The following is an 18,063-nucleotide window of genomic DNA, read 5'->3' as shown; positions in this document are numbered from 1 at the left end:
TTACTGCATAGTCACGAACTGATCGGCGATCCGGAGAGCCGCCGGTCCGACCAGTACGATGAAGAGCGGCGGTAGGATGAAGAGGATCATCGGTACCGTCATGATGGCCGGTAGGCGCGCTGCGCGTTCCTCCGCACGCATCAACCGCTCGTGCCGCAGTTCAGCCGCCAGAACTCTGAGAGAGTCAGCCAAAGGCGTCCCGTAGCGCTCAGTCTGGATCAAGGTGCTGACGAGGGCTCTCACCTGGGAGAGCGGAACCCTTTCTGCCAAGCCTTCGAGCGCCTTGTGCCGATCCGGCAGGAAACTCAGTTCGAGCGATGCCAGTCCGAGCTCATCCGTCAGCTCTGGACTGGAGCGCCCGACCTCCCGCGCGACGCGGTCCAGAGTAGCGTCGAGGCTCAGACCGGCCTCGGCGCAGATCACCATCAAATCGAAGGCGTCGGGGAGAGCCTTTCGAATCTTCTCGATGCGCTTCTGTGCGGAGTTCTTGACAAAGACCTCCGGTGCAAACGCGCCCAGGACAACGGACGTAAGACTGGCAGCGAGAGCCGCCAACTCCGGCAGATCGAACACACCCAGACCCTGGAACAGAAGAAGACCGAAAGCACCGGAAACCAGCGGCAGTGTGACTTTGGCGAAGAGATAGATGACAAGAGCGTCGCGGGACCGGTAGCCGGCGCGCGCCAGAGTCAGCGACAATTTGGCAGTACTCTGGCCCTTCATCAGTTTGAGACGCTGAACAGTCTGCCGCATCCAGGAGCGCCCACTCGAGAGAGGTTTGCGGCGCGTCGGCGCGACGATACCGGCCTTCAAGGCCTTGCGACGTGCCTCTAGAGCTTTCAGACGGGCAGGAAGCGGGTCGCGGTCGATAAGCGAATACCAGACCAGCAAAACCACGGAAATGGCGGAAACGGCCGCGGTCACGGAGATCACGTCCGTCTCGGTCAGGCCGAAAGGCAGATCCAAGGTCATATCTCGAACCTGACCATCTTCCACATCACGCCGGCTCCGGTCGCGATGAAGGCGAGTGCAACACCGAGCAAAAGGTTGCCTCGCGGATCCTGGATCAGAGAGATCATGTAGCTGGCGTTCAACAGAAACAGCAGTACGAACATGATGAAGGGCAAGCTACCGATAATCCAGGCACTGGCACGTGCCTCTGAACTCATCGACTTCACCTTGAGCTTCATCTGGCGGCGCTTGCGAAGAAGGTCGGAGAGATTCGCCAGGGTCTCCGCAAGGTTACCTCCCGTCTCGCGCTGAATCGACAGAGTGATAATGAGATACTTGTACTCCGGCACATCAATCCTGCGCGCAACTGACCACATGGCCTCTTCCAGATTCGCGCCGACACGCACTGCGTCGGAGATACGGCGAAACTCGATCCCGACCGGATCCCGCATTTCCTGACCGACCGTCGCGATCGACTCGGTAACCGGCAGACCCGAGCGAAGACCGCGCACGATCAGATCGATGGCATCCGGGAAGAGCTCGATGAAGCCATTGAGACGCCGGCGAGCCAATAGCCCCACAAGCAGGTGCGGAAGAATGGCGCCGGAGGAAATACCCTGCGCAATCGCCACCCAGACCGAGACGGGTAGAAGAAGATGGACCGCCAGGCCCACGAGGAACGCCACCAGGAACGACACAAGCAAATACTTACTGATGGCAATATCCCGTCCGGTCCGTTGCAGGCGGTCGCGCAGCTTGTCAGGAGCAGGAAGCAGCGACTTGATGAGGCGGTCGATCAGCGGGATGGAGCTATCGCGATTCGATCTTCGCAGAGGCGTTGTTGCCTGTCCGGCAGCCGTTGTCCGATCCGGAGAAACACGAGAAAGCCGGCGCTTCGCAGCGCGGCCGCCGGCGAGATCGTCGCTGGCCAATCCGAGTCCGAGCAGAAGGACCGTGAAAACCGCTCCCGCGCCCAGCAGCCAGATCGTCTGATCGGGCGAGACCTGCATTACATCGCCTCCAGCAGAGCGCGCTCGAGACCAAAGTAGGACGCTTTCTCGGTAAAGTGCGGACGGATCCCGTGCGGCTTGAAGCTACCCTGCAGTTTGCCGTCCGGCCCTTCGCCGGAATAGGCGAAGGTGAAGAGATCCTGCATCGTGATGATGTCGCCTTCCATGCCGACCACCTCCGAAATGTAGGTGACACGTCGTACGCCGTCGCGCATTCGGCTGATTTGGATGATGACGTCGATTGCCGACGCGATCAGGGAACGAACGGCGCTGGTTGGCAGCTTGAAGCCGGACATGGACACCATGTTCTCAAGACGCATCAGCGCTTCGCGCGGACGGTTGGCGTGGATCGTGGAGAGCGAACCGTCATGGCCAGTGTTCATGGCCTGGAGCATGTCGATCGCCTCGGCGCTGCGGATTTCGCCGAGGATGATGCGGTCGGGGCGCATACGCAGAGAGTTCTTCACCAGATCGCGCATGGAGATTTCACCCTTACCTTCCAGGTTGGCGGGGCGGGTCTCCAAGCGAACCACATGCGGTTGCTGTAACTGAAGCTCGGCTGCGTCTTCGATGGTGACCACACGTTCACCGGGATCGATCATTTGCGAAAGGGCATTCAGCAGAGTTGTCTTGCCCGAGCCGGTTCCGCCGGAGATCAGAATGTTGAGCCGAGACCGCGCGGCGATCTTAAGAACCGTCGCCATGTTCGGCGAGATATTGGCTTGGCGTGCCATCACCTCGAGGGTGATTTTCTTCTTGGCAAACTTGCGGATTGAGATCGAGGGGCCGTCGATCGCGAGCGGGGGCACGATGATGTTCACTCGACTTCCATCAGCCAGACGCGCATCCACGAGCGGCACAGATTCGTCGATGCGGCGTCCGACGGCGGTTACGATACGCGTCGCCACCTGCATGACGTGAGCGTCGTTGCGGAAGGTGACATCAGCCAGCTCGAGCTTGCCCTTTCGCTCGACATAGATCTGCTTAGGCCCGTTGACCATGATGTCGTTGACGGACTCGTCGGCCAACAGCGGCTCCAAGGGGCCTAGGCCCAGCATGTCGTCGAGCAGTTCTTCGATCAGCCCCGCACGCTCTTGCATGTTGAGCTGGAGTTTCTCTTCGGCCAATAGTTCGGCAACAATCGGTGTCATCTCTCGAACCAGATCGTCACGCGACATACTCGCAGCTGTCGCAGCCTCGATTCGGTCCAGCAGACGGGATTGAACTTTGTGTTTCGCGGCGGCGACCCGGGACTTGGCTCCGGCTGTCAGTCCGTGGCGATCGGAAGACGCGGCGGATCTGTCCGGACCGCCAAGTAGCGATGCAAGAGATGAGGTCTCCGTGGCGGTCTCAGGCAGAACGGACAGTCCTGGTCCTTCGGACTCCCTATCCGAGACTTCGGGTTTGGTAACAACGGGAAAGGCCGAAACGGTAGCCGGCTTGGCTGCCGGTTTCGGCGCCAGGGCCAGGATCCGGTTGATCATCTGCGTGACCAGATCCCGCTGTTCCAGAAGATTGAAAGCTGCCCAGTCCTGAGGCAGAAGTTCAGGCAGAGTCAGCTTTATCTCCTTTGCCAGTTCGCCGCGCGACATAAGACCAGCCCTGGCAGGGTCTATCTGCGCCACCATCAGTGGCTCCAGGCGGTTGGCGACGCCGGACAGATCGCTGCCGCTGCGCCCGCCATCCCCTCTGGACCCGGCGTCGAACCTTGGAGCCGATGCCGCCTCTTCCGATCCGTCGGGGACGGATCCTCCACGTCCGCTCAGCCACCCCATGGACTCACTCCTCCGAGACGCGCTCCCTTAAAAGGAAGCGGACATCCGCCTCACTCTGTCGAAGAAACCAGGCTTCGCCTGTTGCGACTGTCCGGTGAGATCGGTCGCGAGATTCCGCAGAACTTGAGTAATCGGCTGCTTGCCGGCAGCGGCCGCAATCGCCTTGCCAGCGTTGGCGCAGGCCGCAAGCGTCTTGATGTCCTCCGGCACGATGCTCGTGAGCTTGCCACCGAACGACCGCTCGAAGTTCTTCGCGTCGATCTGGCAGGGTCGGTCCTTGCCGACACGGCTTGCGACGGTCATCAACCTCGCCTGACTGCCGGCCGTCTGAACTGCTCCTCTGACGCGGCCGCAGTCGCGAACTCCGGCAAGCGAAAGGTCGGTCACCATCACCAGATCGTCGGCTCGCGCTAACAGCTCCGTCTGATTGGTCAAGGCGTGTCGCGGAAGATCGACCACAACGGCTTCAAAACTGTCAGTCAGCCCGTCGATCAACTGCGCGACGGCGGTCGGGTCCAGACGCACGCTGTTCTCGATCGGCTCCTCCGCCCCCAGAACTGAGAGGGTCTCGCTCGCCTTTACCATCGAAGAGACCAGCATGAGGGAGTCCATACGCTCCGGACTCTCCAGTGCTTCGCGCAGGCCGTAGCCGGGCTCTAGATCCAAGGCCAGTGCCGAGATCCCGAAATGCAGATCGAGATCCAGCAGACAGGTCTTGACCCCCTGTTCCTGCGCCATGATCCAAGCAAGATTGACAGCGATCGTGCTGGCCCCGACACCGCCGCGCACACCTGTGATCAGAGATAGGCGGCCCTGAGCCGAGGCACTGCCCCCGGGTCCGGCCGGTTTGCGGAGCTGTCCCGCCATACGGGACACGTCCGCGGAGGCAGCGATCAGGCTTTCCGGATCGAGCGGCTTAAGCAGATAGTCGGCAGCTCCCGCGGTCAGGAGGTGCCGATACAGCGTGACGTCATTCATCGACCCGATGGCCACCAGCGCACCGCCTTGTGCGATGCGCTGGGCTAGGGCCGGCAAGAGCGTTGTGGTGTCCGCCGCACCGTCCAAGTCCACCACCAGAAGCTTGGGCAGCACAGGTGCGTCCAACAGCAACTGGATGGAATCGATATTGCCATGGCAGATGGCCTGCCGCGACCAACCGTTAACATCCGCGAGCTTCTGACAGGCCGCCAAGCTGACGTCATCGGTCACCAACGCCGCGAAATGCGAATTGAGTTCTAGCGCCTCCGGGCCGGGGAGACCGGACGTTGTCCGAACGGACCCCTCCGCCGTTCGTTCCAGAGACAACTGTGATGCCGGATCGGCCACTACTCGTCTCCCTCGCTGTAAGGCAAGGGCTCGAACGGAAGATTCTTACCGATACGATAGGCCCGCAGGCCGAGCGTCAGTCGCTCTACGTCAGCCTTACTGAGCGCCCGGCCTTCGACGGCGTCGCGCGGATTGGCCAACATGACCGCAAAGTTGTTGGCGCTGGCGCAGCCGAAGTTGGGCAGGCTATCGTTGACGAAGGCGCCGAAGTTACGCGGTTCCGGCCAATCGGGGCAATCGGCCGGGGCATTGATTGCGACCCGCTCCACACCGACACGTAGCACCTGTCCGCCCGACTCCGCCAGGGCGAAAGGGTCAGCGGAAATGCCTTCGCGTGCCAGAAACTGCATGACCGTCAAGGCTCTGCGTCTCTGCAGATCGCGGCCGTCCGAAGACATCGGAAACTCGACAAGAATCCGATCGCCCTCGCGCAGCCGGAGATCGAGAAGAAAGTCGACCAGACGGTCCCACTCGGCCGAGGACACCTGGCTGCCTTCCGGAGCAAAGCGGACCGCGTGCAAGCTGGTAACCTGCGTGACCTGCGGCTCTTTGGTCAGGCGTGGCTCTGGCAACACCTCGCTGCAAGCTGCCAAGACAGCAAGGGCGGCAACGGCCAGCAACGATGGGATGGTTCTAGAGAGCATCGCGAGACTCTTTTCTGACTGCCCAAGCCAAACCGGCCGGATCAATCGAGGATGAAACCGACCGGACCGATCGGTCCGGCCTCGGAACCAGGTTGTACTGCCCCTCCACGCGTCGCCTCGGCTGGCCTGCGCTCGGGACCGGTCTGACTCCAGAGGCGTCCGCTAAGAATTCGCTCCTCATCGGTCGGAGCGACGAAGCCGTCCACCGGCGTCGTGATTCGGTTGGCGGACACAGGCTCGACCAGGTAGGGGGTCACGATGATGACCAGCTCGCTCTCCTCCTGCTGGAACGTCGTCGACCGGAACAGCGCTCCGAGCACCGGGAGATCGCCCAGAAAGGGATACTTCGAGATCCCCTGGTTCACGGAGCTCTCAAGCAAGCCTGCAATAGCGAAAGACTGACCGCTGCCCAATTCGACAGTTGTTTCGGCCCGCCGCGTGACGATTGCCGGAATCTCGACAGTACCGGTGCGCAAGGCACCGGCCGAGGATAGCTCGCTGACCTCCGGTCGAACCCGCAGATTGATACGACCGCCACTGAGCACGGTTGGATTGAAGGAGAGACTGACGCCAAAGCTTCGATAGTCCACCGTGAAGGCTCCGCCTTCATCCTCTTGTGGAACGAAGATCGGGAACTCGCCACCTGCAAGGAAAGTGGCCGTCTCGCCTGAAAGAGCCGTGAGGTTAGGCTCTGCAAGCAGAGTGATCAATCCATCGTCGGCAAGGGCGTCGATCAAGCCGTTCAAATTGAGACGATCGGTACGCCAGGATCCGAATAGAGCTTGACTCTCGCCGGGGACGAGAATCTGACCGGCGTCGTTCTGCAGGATCCCGTCACCGAGCGTATAGAGGAAGTCGAAGTTGCCGAAGCGGGCCGCACCTTCCCAATTGAAACCGAGCTCCTTGTTGACCGAACGCGAAACTTCAGCGACCCGGACCTGCAGCATGACCTGCGACGGCGCAGTGATGGACAGTCGGTTGATGATCTCGCCGTTCTCACCGATGAAGCGGGCAGCCAGTCGTGCCGCGTCTTCGGCCTCGGTCAAGTCGGCGACCTCCCCGGTCAGCAGGATGCCGCCACTTACGGTTCGTACGGTAAGGAGCCGGTCGGGCAGCAACTGCGCCAAACCTTGCTCCAGAGTCGTGAGATCATGACTGACGGTTATCCGGCGGTCGACCAGGAGCCGTTCGCTCTCGTCGATGGCAAAGAGACGCGTTGCCCCGGTTTGACGGCCATAAATGTAGACGAGCGTCGGCGACATCACCTGGACATCGGCGATCCCGGGATTCGCCACGAAGATCGAGGCCGCCGGCGCCGGGAGACGCACCACTTCGCCCTGATCGACCTCCAATGCCAAGATCGAGTCCGCTACGGCCCAGGCCGAGACGGCTGGCAGCCATGTACAGGCGATAGCCAGCAGGACGATGACACGTCGCAATACCAGGAGAAGCGGTTCTACGGGGTCCATCACATCGATATCCGGTCAGCGCTGGAACGGAATGACTGCGGCTTCCGGACCGCGCAAAACCTGCACCCTCCGCACCGACGACGTAGCATCCGATGGGTTTGGTAAAAGAAGACTTACATCGCTGTCCCAAGAGTAAGGTCGCTCATTGAGACTGCGCAGGGCGGCAGCCCGTTCCGTCGGCGTGAGACGAGAAAGAAGAACTTCAAGGTCTGGAGACAACTCCTGGTCGGCGATACTTTGCCGAAGAGTCGGCAAAGCGTCATCGAGTGCTGCGGCCAGCGGGCCGGTGAGCGGCAGGCGGCCAGGGAGAGTCGCAACAGCACCAGCGGATTGAGACGAGACAATCCCGTACCCGCCTGCCGAGTGCAACTCCACGTCCGGTTCGCCACCCACCGGCAGTGCGGCGATCAACTCCTCAGTCCCGCCCTGCAGAGACCGCAAAGACAGAGAGAGCTGGCCGAGTTCGGAGATCAAGATCACCAGTTCAGCCTGCTTGGGCGTGACTTCCAGCGTCACGATCTCCGCCTGCTTGGGTGTCGCCGTCTGATCGTCCGTCGACTGATCGATAGCGAGAACGCGGAGGTCTGTGAGCACGGTTTCGCTGGCGAAACGCTCAGAGCGTCGCGGATCGTTGGGCCGACTGACCGACTGGGTCAAAAGAAGATCGACCCTGTCGCCCGGAAAGACCAAACCTGCGATCCCGGTAACCGGATTGATCCGGACGGACACGGCGCGTTTGCCCGGCTCCATGACGGCGGCAAGAAAGCCTTGTTCCCCGGGCTTGACGACTAGCCCTTGAATAATCGGATCGCCACCGCTGATGCCGCGACGCACGACAGCTCCGTGGAGTGCGTTCGGCTGTTCGTCACCCTCGACGAAGTAACTGGGTAGGCGCTCGTCCTCACGCTCCCAGACACGCCAGACCAAGTCGTCCGGCTTGATCAAGTGACCAGCCGGCAAGTTGGCATCGGCGACCAGAATACGCAGATCCGGCTCCGGCGCCGCTTGCACCACGGGCTGGGGCGCGACAACCGGCGGAGGAGGCGGAGGCTGCAGGATACTGCGTGCCATGAACAGGGTTCCAAGACCGGCCACCAGTGCAACGCCCAACAGCACGAATTTCTTAGGCGACATGAAGAAGCCTCCTGGGGATCACGAGTTAACCGAACAGACCGGCGTGATGGGCCAGCACGAAGAGACCGCCAACCGCGATGGCAATTCCATAGGGAATCGGTTGTTGCGCCATTGGGCTGGTACCGACGTGACTGCGCAAATTGCTCGGCACGGCGCGGCGAAACAGCCAGAGCCGTGCCAAAGCGATCCCGGCAAGAAGCCCACCGGCCAGCGACATGACCACCACGAGGTCGACCAGAAGCGTCGGTCCCGCCCAGAGAGCGGTTGCGGCAAAGAGTTTCACGTCACCACCGCCCGCCAGACCAGCGGCGAAGAGTCCGAGTCCGACTAGGAAAACAAGCACGAAGACCGCCAGATGCAATGGCCATGCGCCCTGTGTCGCTCCAGCCAGTGCATAGAGCGAGAAACTCACAATCAATGCGAGACTACAGCTGTCGGGAATGAGAAAACGCCGCAGATCGCTGCCAGCCGCGACCAAGAGTGCCAAAGCGGCGGCCAGTAAGCTGAGCTGGATCACGTAGGGCGTCATGACAGACTTGTCCTGTTCAGGAGGTGATCCTCAGGTGCAATCACTGAGGGACTGAAGGTCTTCACCTCAAATTCTCCGATCTCCTTGGATGAAAAACCGCCCGAAGACCGAGGGGTGCGCTGCAGCCCTCGGTCTTCGAGACGGATTTGGCATCTTTCTCAGGAGAGATGGCGAAATCTTATCCGCCCGTGGTTCCGCCGGTGGTTCCGCCGGTCGTACCGCCGGTCGTACCGCCACCAGAGCTACCGCCCAGATCGGCCGGCGTATTGGCTTCCAGCGTGCCACCGACGCCGCTGAAAATCGTGTCGAGCGCATCGCCCAGCTGAGTCATACCCGCAATTGCGGCGACCGCAACCAGAGCGGCAATTAGGCCGTATTCAATGGCCGTCGCTCCAGTCTTACTCTTCATCAACAAAGTAACGAGGCGTCGCATAAGGACCTCCATTTGGCTGCGTTGCGGCGCGTTTCGGATGGGGCGATTTAGAACTATAAACGTGAATGAGCAGTTAATTCTGCATAATTTTACTAAGAACAGCTCGTCATTTATTTTGATATTTGTTTTGATTTGTTTGTGGATGCAAAAATCTCGTAGATTGATCAGAAATTGTAATTAATCTCTCGGCAAAATCTAATTTAGATTCAATATTATCAATCCTCGTGAAATTTCTCGAATCTATTTTTATTTATCCAATCTTTACATATATATCATACGGTAGAAGTCACTTGTATTTATAGCTTTACAGAACCCCACGAGGATCAAGCGCATGTCGAGTCTGTATTCTCGCGTTCAGCGCCGACACACCCGGACACGGGGCTGGGGTATCTCCACCTTCCGACATTTGGCTGCCGCCTTGCCAAGGCTGAGATCCGATCGCTCCGGCATTATGGCCGTGTTCCTGGCGATCGGTCTTATACCTCTGGTCGGCGCGGCGGGCCTCGCGATCGACACGACCCGCGGCTATCTGGTCAAGGCACGTCTCAACCAGGCGCTCGATGCAGCCGCCCTGGCAGGCGGTCGGGTGTTTTATGAAACGGATCGCGACGAGGACATCCGCGCCTTCTTCGATGCCAACTTCCCTCCCGGTTTTCTCGGCGCGACGGTCAGCGACTTGGCGATTGCCGACAACCCGGAAGACGGCAGACTGACCGTGGCGGCGTCTGCGCAGATCCCCACATCGCTGGTCAGCGTTCTCGGCTTCGAGCACCTGAACGTCACCGCCCGGTCGGTGGTCCTGCGCGCCGACCGCGGCATGGAGCTGGTCCTGGTCATGGACAACACCGGTTCGATGCGAGGCACCAAGGTGTCTCAGATGCGCGACGCGGCACACGAACTGGTCGACATTCTCTATGCCGACCGTACGGTCGTGCCGAACTTCTGGGTCAGTCTTGTTCCCTATACCGCAACGGTGAACGTCGGCGCCGACAAGACCGCTTGGCTCGCGCCCGGGTCGCTAGACCGTGCGGTTTACGAGCTGGATGCCAGCGAAGTCGACCAGGAGGACTGTCGCGGCACCAACGTCAGCTGGGACCTACTGCGCAGCGTCTGTACGGTCGGCGATGCCGTGGTGCACAGCGGATGGACCGAAGCAGCCTGCGAGACTGTCGGCGTTTGGGTCGCGCTGACCAACGAGTGCGTCGTGTCCCATGCCTGGAAGGGCTGCGTCGAGGCACGTTTCGGTTCCGGCGACGATGTAACTGACACGCCGCCGGCGACCGCGCCTTTCCAGCCTTACTACTGGCCGCGTTGGCGCAACGGTAACGATATCGAAAGCCGCTACAATTCCTGGCTATTCGACAACGAGCTTCTTCTCCAGAACGAGAACACCGCAGTCGACGAGACGGAGGCGACCAATACCGAAAGCAACGACGGTCTGGGCCCGAACCTCGGCTGTGGCCCCGCGATCACCCCTTGGACCGATCAACGAAGCGATGTCGAAGACGCGATCGACGAAATGGACTCCTGGCATCGCGGCGGAACGACCACCAATCTTGGCCTGGTCTGGGGTTGGCGTCTGCTGTCACCCCGCTGGCGCGGACTCTGGGGCGATCCGGACCTTCCACTGCCCTACGACGAACCGCTGATGCAGAAGGTCGCCGTCATCCTGACCGACGGAGACAATCTGTTCTATGACGGCCATGCGCCGTCAGGCGACACAGACTACACCGGTTACCAGCGTCTGTCCGACGGACGGATCGGCACGACGAACAAGAACACCGCGCGGCGCGAGCTGAACAGTCGCACACTGCAGATCTGCAATGCCATGAAGGCGGAGAGGATCATCATCTACACGATCACCTTCGACGTGCGCACCGACAGCCGAGGCCAGGACATCCGCGACACCTTTCGCGATTGCGCCACCTCGCCCGGACACTTCTTCGATTCCTACGGCGGATCCGGGCTCAGCCAAACCTTCCGCGTGATCGCGGCCCAGCTCTCCAACCTCCGCATCGCCGAATAGCTCGCGACCCGCCTCCCTGCACCGGAAGCATTGGAGGCAGTCGGTCCGGAGGGTTGCGCCCCGTCGGGCAATCCGATAGCTGAAAGCCAACGTGCAGTGTCTTGCTGTACGGTCACCCCCATATCCGCCAGCAGTCGGGATGCGTCACCTTCGTCATGAGCAAAGCCATTCAAGAAGAAAGTGTCATTTCGGTCCGTCACTGGACGGACGATCTCTTCAGCTTCAGCACGACGCGGGATCCCGCTTTCCGCTTTCTGAACGGCCAGTTCACGATGATTGGACTGACTGTCGAGGCGAAACCCTTACTGCGCGCCTACTCGATGACGAGCGCCAACTACGAAGACCATCTCGAGTTTTTCTCGATCAAGGTACAGAACGGGCCCCTAACCTCACGGCTCCAGCACATTCAGGAGGGCGACCGGCTGCTTGTCAGTCAGAAGCCGACCGGCACGCTGGTGCAGGATAGTCTGATTCCGGGCCGGAACCTCTATCTCTTCAGCACCGGCACGGGCATTGCCCCCTTCTGCAGCATCATCAAGGACCCCGAGGTCTACGAGCGCTTCGAGAAGATCGTACTGATCCACGGCTGCCGTCGTGTCGCCGACCTGGCGTACGGCGAACTGGTGGTGGAGCAGACTCTCGAACACGAGTTGATCGGCGAAGTCGTCCGCCCGAAACTGCTCTACTATCCCACCACGACGCGCGAGGCCTCACGCTATACCGGGCGCATCACCGACCTGGTTGAGAGCCACAAGATCTTCGAGGATCTGGATATCCCGCCGCTCGATGCAGAGCATGATCGGGTCATGCTCTGCGGCAGCCCCATGATGCTGACCGACTGCGTCGCGCTCCTGGAAAGCCGCGGCTTCCAGGAAGGCAGCCAGTCGAAGCCGGCCCAGTTCGTCATCGAAAAGGCGTTCGTCGAGAAGTAGGTTGCGAACGGTCTGGGCCGAGAACGGTCTAGGCCGGGAACGGTCTGGGCCGAAGCCTCCGCCGGCCGCTCAGTCGACGGTGATGACCTGGTCCGACAGGCGCGCCCGGAACACCGACCAGTGATAGAGCGTCGATTCTTGGACGAACCGGTCGAAGATCAGCGGCGCGTAGCTGTAGTAAACCTCTGCCACATAGAGGCTCTCGTTCTCGCGCGGTTGCAGGTTCTGAGGTAGAACGGCCTCCGCTCCCGGGACGCCCACTCGGCTCGCCTCTACAAGCTCGCCTGCCCCAGCCTGCTGCCAGACGACGGCAGGTGGAGCACCCGCAGCGCGGTTCACGGCGGTAATGAGTACGACACCCTCTTCCGGGAAACTGAAGGGCTGCATCAGATGGTCGACGGAGTCGAAGATGTTAGCCAAGTCCAACGATGTGACCTGCGCACCGCGTGAAACCAGGTCTCCGACGGACATCGCGGCCCGGTCCAGCTTCTGCATGATCAGGACGTAGCGGGCGAACTCGACCGCGCCCAGCAACAGCACCAACAGAAGCGGCGTAACAACCGCCATCTCGACCAGAACGGTTCCCCTGCGGCTGCGATGCAGCCGCCGCAGCAGTGACGCCGCAACGCCGAGCCGCACCTCCAGTTTGGGCAACAGCGAGGTCATGGTACACCCGACTCGCTATCGGGGCTGCCGAAGGGTTCGTTGCGAACGACGATAGAGGCACTCAGACGCATCAGGCCGGTATCGTCGCCCATCAGCGGGTCCAGCAGCCCTGTCAGCAGATCCCATTGATAGCGCAGCGTGTAGAGCACGATGTCACCCGGTCCGCCGAGCCCGGCCGCCCCCATATCGGCGTCCCACTGACCGTTTCCGTTCACGTCGGTATAGGCCTCACCGCTATCGAAGCTGCCGTTCCCGTTGTCGTCAGCGAAGGGCTCCGGCTCTCCGATGTCGTTGAAACTGGGATAGACGAAAAAGGTGATATCCACCTTGTCCATCTCGACCAAACCCTGCGTATGCTCGCCGACGATCTGCAGAATGCGTTCGACGCGCGTTTGTCCGTCCGGCGCGAAACCGGTGATGCCGAAACGCGCGGCCTCCCGCAGTCCCCCCTCCATCAGAGACGTGACGAAGAGGACCATGGCCACCTCGATCAGCCCGATCGCCAAGAGGATGAAGGCGGGGAAGACAATCGCGAACTCGGCAAGCGCAGCTCCTTGCCGCTCCCGGCGCAGGCGGCGGAAGACCGTGGCCAGTGCCAGCGTGAACGGCAGCCGGAGGCAAGCGGATGGACGAACAGCGAACATAGCCTCCAAGCTACCCTCGCGGTGGTAAAGAAGCTCTTACTTCAAATCACTTAACACTCTGAAATTCATTGATTTTTAGAGCGATTTTGCTGGGCCGATCATGGCTGCGGCCGGCGTCTTGACATTGCAGGCGTACTTCACGACTTATGGGCCGTCTGGCACTCTCTACGCGAGAGTGCCAGAGCGACTTTCAGGCCGTTTTCAACGGCCAGTGAAAAGGATGGAGGTAGATCCGATGAAGTTTCGGCCGTTGCACGACCGCGTGGTCGTCCGCCGTCTCGGCGAAGAAGACAAGACCAGCGGCGGCATCATCATTCCCGATACCGCCAAGGAGAAACCCATGCAGGGTGAGGTTGTTTCCGTAGGAAAAGGCGCACGCGACGAAAAGACCGGGAAAGTCCATGCTTTGGACGTCAAGCCCGGCGATCAAGTGCTGTTCGGAAAGTGGTCCGGCACAGAGGTCAAGATCGGCGGTGAAGATCTGTTGATCATGCGCGAATCTGACATCATGGGCGTACTCGAGGGCGTCAAATCCTCCAGGAAAGCCGCCTAAGGCGAGAAGGGCTAAACAAGACATGGCAGCCAAAGACGTCAAATTCTCCACCGACGCGCGCGAGCGGATGCTGCGCGGCGTCGACGTTCTGGCCGACGCGGTCAAGGTCACCCTCGGTCCCAAGGGCCGTAACGTGGTGCTCGACAAGTCCTTCGGTGCTCCAAGGATCACCAAGGACGGCGTGACGGTGGCCAAGGAGATCGAGCTTTCCGACAAGTTCGAGAACATGGGCGCCCAAATGGTGCGCGAAGTCGCCAGCAAGACGAACGACCTGGCGGGTGACGGCACCACCACGGCGACCGTACTGGCCCAGTCCATCGTGCGCGAGGGCTCCAAGGCAGTCGCCGCCGGCATGAACCCGATGGACCTGAAGCGCGGTGTCGACCTGGCGGTCGAAGCCGTCGTGGCGGAACTCAAAAAACGCTCCAAGAAGATCTCCAACAACAGTGAAATCGCTCAGGTCGGCACGATCTCCGCGAACGGGGACCGGGAAGTCGGCGAAATGATCGCCAAGGCGATGCAGACCGTCGGCAACGACGGTGTGATCACGGTCGAGGAGGCCAAGAGCCTGGAGACCGAGCTGGACGTGGTCGAGGGCATGCAGTTCGACCGCGGCTACCTCAGCCCCTACTTCGTGACCGACGCCGACAAGATGCAGGCGGTTCTTGAAGACCCCTACATCCTGATCCACGAGTCGAAGCTGTCGAACCTTCAGGCTCTGCTGCCGGTGCTCGAAGCGGTGGTCCAGTCCGGCAAACCCCTGCTGATCGTCGCCGAAGACGTCGAGGGAGAGGCCTTGGCCACTCTGGTGGTCAACAAGTTACGCGGCGGCCTGAAGATCGCTGCCGTCAAGGCGCCGGGCTTCGGCGACCGTCGCAAGGCCATGCTGCAGGATCTCGCCATCCTGACAGCCGGTACGGCGATTAGCGAAGACCTGGGCATCAAGCTCGAGAACGTGACTCTCGACATGCTGGGGCGCGCCAAGAAAGTGGTCATCACGAAGGAAGAGACCACCCTCGTCGAAGGCAGCGGCAAGAAGAAGGACATCGAGGCCCGCTGCGGTCAGATCCGTGCACAGATCGAAGAGACCAGCTCGGACTACGATCGGGAGAAGCTGCAGGAGCGGCTGGCCAAGCTTGCTGGCGGTGTCGCGGTGATCCGCGTCGGCGGCTCGACCGAGATCGAGGTGAAGGAAAAGAAGGACCGCGTCGACGACGCCTTGCACGCCACCCGCGCGGCGGTCGAGGAGGGCATCGTTCCCGGCGGCGGTTCGCCCCTGCTCTACGCCTCCAAAGTCTTGGCGAAGGTGCAACCTGCCAACGACGACCAGCGTGTCGGCATCGACATCGTCCGCCGCGCGCTGCAGTCCCCGATCCGCCAGATCGTCGAAAACGCGGGCCACGACGGACCGGTGATTGCCGGCAAGTTGCTGGAGTCGAAAGACACGAAGTTCGGCTTCGACGCCCAGACAGGCAAGTTCGTCGATCTGGTCAAGGCCGGTATCATCGACCCGACAAAGGTCGTGCGCACCGCGCTGCAGGATGCGGCGTCGGTCGCCGGTCTGCTGATCACCACAGAGGCGATGGTGGCCGATGCACCGGAGAAGAAGCCGGCAGCAGGTGCAGGCATGCCCGGCGGTATGGGTGATATGGACTTCTAGAGCAGGATTGTCTGAAGTGGATTCGCGTAAGCGATGCCACCTCAGACATCACTCCTAGTCTCATCACAGGTCTAGAGCGCGATCCACCAGGTGTATCGCGTAGTCCCGACGAGGGGCTGCGGCAAGGCCGCGGCCCCTCTTTGACTCCTAGGGTCGCTCGCTCCATGGCAAGACGGTCATGGGCAAACTCGTACTGCCACACCAAGATGTCTGCCGTATAAGAGGTCCGACACGTCGAGAAGGAGTTGTCCTTCGGGTCAGCCTTAACCTCCAGTCCCTGGAGACCGGGTCCCCCGATGGTCGACAGCAGGGAGAGCGAAAGCCTATGCGAGAGATTGGAAGCGTCGCGGTTCTGGGCACCGGTCTGATGGGACGCCCCATGGCCGAACGACTGCTGAAGGCGGGCTTCTCCCTACGCGTCTGGAATCGGACTCGCGCCAAGGCAGAGCCGCTGGCCGACTTGGGCGCGAGCGTCTGCGATTCGCCTGGCCAAGCGGTCGAAGCCGCTGAGGCCATCGTCACCATGCTGGAGAACGGCCCCGTGGTGACCGATGTCCTCTTCGGAAGCGACCTGACATCCAAAACTCAACCGGACGCGTTGGTGGTCGATATGTCTTCGATCCCGCCGTCGCTTGCCCGCGATCATGCGGCCAGGTTGGGCGACCTTGGGCTCTGCCATCTCGACGCACCGGTCTCCGGCGGAACGGCCGGCGCAGAGGCCGGAACACTGGCGATCATGGCCGGAGGCTCACCGCAGGACTTCTCACGCGCCGCCCCGCTGTTCGCGGCCCTCGGACGCGCAACTCACGTCGGCCCAAGCGGATCGGGTCAGATGACGAAGCTTGCCAATCAAGCGATCGTTGCCGTCACCATCGCGGCCGTTTCCGAAGGCCTACTTCTTGCCACCGCCGGCGGCGCCGATCCCGCTGCGGTCCGCGATGCGATCTCGGGCGGATTTTGCGACAGTCGCATTTTGGAGCTGCACGGTAAGCGCATGATCGAGCGCGACTGGCTACCGGGAGGCAAAAGCAGCATCCATCTCAAGGACATGAATACAGTTCTTGAGACAGCCGAAACGCTGAAACTGGACTTACCCTTGACTAAAGCGGTTCGAGATCAGTTCGCGGAGCTGGTGGAGTCAGGCCTGGCCGAGGCCGATCACTCGGCTCTGCTGCTATGGCTCGAGGCCCGCAATACGCCTTATCGAGTCGGGAAGCTGCCAGACCGTCTCCCCATCTCCAACGGAAGCGGTCGCCAGTGAGTCACACGGACAGTCCGCGATCAGTACGTCTGTCTCTTTCTGAGCACTTTTCATGATCGGCGCTATCACACCTGGACGGGCGCTCCAGTGCTGAATCGACCGAAAAGACACTTCCTTGCCATCTTAACCAGTTCCCCTTCGACCTTATGCACACAAGCGGCGGCACGCAGCTTGGCAGCATCCACAGAATTGCAACAGTTGTGCCGGCCGCACCGCTGAGCGGCAAAAGAGAGACCGACCTGAAACGCAAGACGCACCCCAAGCGTGCGCGCTGACGGCCGTCATTCATGTTTGGCACGAGATATTACACTATATTTACATAGAATGGTTTGAGCGGTTACGCAAAGCAGCTAGCTTCCAAAGCATGCTCGCTAGCCGCGAAGAAGAGGCCGACGCGAACACGGACAGCCAAGGACGTGCAACCGGGGTTTTCTACCGCAGACGGCATCCCTTCGTACTTGCAGCAGAAAAAGAGCCAGATCCGAGAATTTCAGAGTCGAGAGTCCGAGGAGGGACCTGTCATGTACCACAAGACCGACGTTCATATCGGTCGCCGCGTCCGCGAGCGCCGCGTTGCAATGGGCCTGAGCCAGTCGGAGCTGGCCGAAGGTCTGGGTATCAGCTTCCAGCAAGTTCAGAAATACGAGAGCGGCGCCAATCGCATCAGCGGCAGCCGCATCTGGGATATCGCTACGCTCCTGCGTGTACCGGTCGGGTTCTTCTTCGACGGGCTGGAGATCAACCTGGACCAAACGTCGGAAGAGCATGGCGAGCAGCCCATCGATCGTCAGACACTCGAGATCGCCCGTGCGGTCAACAAGATCGAAGACGACATGCTGAAGAGCCAGCTCGTCCGACTGGTTAAGGCTTGCGCGAAGAGCGCTTGAAACAGCTGTAGATTGTTCAAAGCCGCAAGATGGCCCCAACGGCCGCGTTGGATCGGCATTTGAAGATCGGTGGCAAGCTGCGGTGCAAAAGGGGCTCGTCGGTATACGTCGGCGAGCCTCTTCTTATCTGTCATATACGGTCGAACTGTGGCTGCATCGCTGC

General features: G+C 60.9%; 17 protein-coding genes. 6 read left to right on the top strand and 11 right to left on the bottom strand.

The genetic code is table 11. The features are described 5' to 3' along the window. From ACO054_RS00750 to ACO054_RS00710, 9 genes are all read right to left on the bottom strand, one after another. Window positions 1–972, bottom strand: a complete 972-nt coding sequence (locus ACO054_RS00750; RefSeq protein ID WP_421708532.1) for a type II secretion system F family protein — start codon at window positions 970–972, stop codon at window positions 1–3. Further along, on the bottom strand, window positions 969–1,961 hold the full coding sequence (locus ACO054_RS00745) for a type II secretion system F family protein (protein WP_421708531.1): 993 nt from the start codon (window positions 1,959–1,961) through the stop codon (window positions 969–971). Before ACO054_RS00745 ends, ACO054_RS00750 begins: the two co-directional genes overlap by 4 nt. Next, window positions 1,961–3,736, bottom strand: a complete 1,776-nt coding sequence (locus ACO054_RS00740) for a CpaF family protein (protein ID WP_421708530.1) — start codon at window positions 3,734–3,736, stop codon at window positions 1,961–1,963. The genes ACO054_RS00745 and ACO054_RS00740 overlap by 1 nt, the downstream gene beginning before the upstream one ends. Window positions 3,737–3,763: 27 nt before the next feature. Beyond that, window positions 3,764–4,945 carry an AAA family ATPase gene (locus ACO054_RS00735; protein WP_421708529.1) on the bottom strand — a complete coding sequence of 394 codons (1,182 nt, stop codon included), beginning with the start codon at window positions 4,943–4,945 and terminating at the stop codon, window positions 3,764–3,766. A gap of 116 nt (window positions 4,946–5,061) precedes the next feature. Further along, window positions 5,062–5,706 carry a CpaD family pilus assembly lipoprotein gene (locus ACO054_RS00730; protein ID WP_421708528.1) on the bottom strand — a complete coding sequence of 215 codons (645 nt, stop codon included), beginning with the start codon at window positions 5,704–5,706 and terminating at the stop codon, window positions 5,062–5,064. A 41-nt stretch (window positions 5,707–5,747) separates the two neighbouring features. Then, window positions 5,748–7,175 (bottom strand): type II and III secretion system protein family protein, encoded by a 1,428-nt coding sequence (locus ACO054_RS00725; protein ID WP_421708527.1) that lies wholly within the window; start codon window positions 7,173–7,175, stop codon window positions 5,748–5,750. A gap of 15 nt (window positions 7,176–7,190) precedes the next feature. Continuing rightward, complete coding sequence (cpaB, locus tag ACO054_RS00720; RefSeq protein WP_421708526.1) at window positions 7,191–8,309, bottom strand: Flp pilus assembly protein CpaB; 1,119 nt, start codon at window positions 8,307–8,309, stop codon at window positions 7,191–7,193. Window positions 8,310–8,334: 25 nt separating this feature from the next. Then, complete coding sequence (locus ACO054_RS00715) at window positions 8,335–8,838, bottom strand: A24 family peptidase (protein ID WP_421708525.1); 504 nt, start codon at window positions 8,836–8,838, stop codon at window positions 8,335–8,337. A 178-nt stretch (window positions 8,839–9,016) separates the two neighbouring features. Continuing rightward, window positions 9,017–9,271, bottom strand: a complete 255-nt coding sequence (locus tag ACO054_RS00710; protein ID WP_421708524.1) for a Flp family type IVb pilin — start codon at window positions 9,269–9,271, stop codon at window positions 9,017–9,019. A 331-nt stretch (window positions 9,272–9,602) separates the two neighbouring features. Between ACO054_RS00710 and ACO054_RS00705 the strand changes: the two genes are divergently transcribed. Beyond that, window positions 9,603–11,297, top strand: a complete 1,695-nt coding sequence (locus ACO054_RS00705) for a pilus assembly protein TadG-related protein (RefSeq protein WP_421708523.1) — start codon at window positions 9,603–9,605, stop codon at window positions 11,295–11,297. Between the two features lie 155 nt (window positions 11,298–11,452). Beyond that, a complete protein-coding gene (locus ACO054_RS00700; protein ID WP_421708522.1) occupies window positions 11,453–12,229 on the top strand; it encodes a ferredoxin--NADP reductase in 777 nt (258 codons plus the stop codon). A 69-nt stretch (window positions 12,230–12,298) separates the two neighbouring features. Here ACO054_RS00700 and ACO054_RS00695 read toward each other — a convergent pair whose 3' ends face one another. After that, window positions 12,299–12,895 (bottom strand): TadE/TadG family type IV pilus assembly protein, encoded by a 597-nt coding sequence (locus ACO054_RS00695; protein ID WP_421708521.1) that lies wholly within the window; start codon window positions 12,893–12,895, stop codon window positions 12,299–12,301. Next, the gene (locus ACO054_RS00690; RefSeq protein WP_421708520.1) at window positions 12,892–13,539 is read right to left on the bottom strand and encodes a TadE/TadG family type IV pilus assembly protein; all 648 of its coding nucleotides are present in this window, start codon (window positions 13,537–13,539) and stop codon (window positions 12,892–12,894) included. The genes ACO054_RS00695 and ACO054_RS00690 overlap by 4 nt, the downstream gene beginning before the upstream one ends. Window positions 13,540–13,774: 235 nt before the next feature. Here ACO054_RS00690 and ACO054_RS00685 point away from each other — a divergent pair, with 235 nt between their 5' ends. The 4 genes from ACO054_RS00685 (at window position 13,775) to ACO054_RS00670 (ending at window position 17,900) form a co-directional block, all read left to right on the top strand. After that, window positions 13,775–14,092: a co-chaperone GroES gene (locus tag ACO054_RS00685; RefSeq protein WP_421710401.1), complete on the top strand. Its 318-nt coding sequence runs from the start codon at window positions 13,775–13,777 to the stop codon at window positions 14,090–14,092. A 22-nt stretch (window positions 14,093–14,114) separates the two neighbouring features. Beyond that, entirely contained in the window at window positions 14,115–15,752 is a 1,638-nt protein-coding gene (groL, locus tag ACO054_RS00680; RefSeq protein WP_421708519.1) for a chaperonin GroEL, read from the top strand. A gap of 325 nt (window positions 15,753–16,077) precedes the next feature. Continuing rightward, on the top strand, window positions 16,078–17,013 hold the full coding sequence (locus tag ACO054_RS00675; protein ID WP_421708518.1) for an NAD(P)-dependent oxidoreductase: 936 nt from the start codon (window positions 16,078–16,080) through the stop codon (window positions 17,011–17,013). 521 nt (window positions 17,014–17,534) lie between these two features. Next, on the top strand, window positions 17,535–17,900 hold the full coding sequence (locus ACO054_RS00670; protein ID WP_421708517.1) for a helix-turn-helix domain-containing protein: 366 nt from the start codon (window positions 17,535–17,537) through the stop codon (window positions 17,898–17,900). Window positions 17,901–18,063: the final 163 nt, after the last annotated feature.

This window comes from Algihabitans sp. (assembly GCF_965226985.1).
Taxonomy (GTDB): domain Bacteria; phylum Pseudomonadota; class Alphaproteobacteria; order Kiloniellales; family DSM-21159; genus Algihabitans.
Note: the sequence above shows the minus strand (reverse complement) of the source record. Positions and strands in the feature narration are given on the sequence as shown.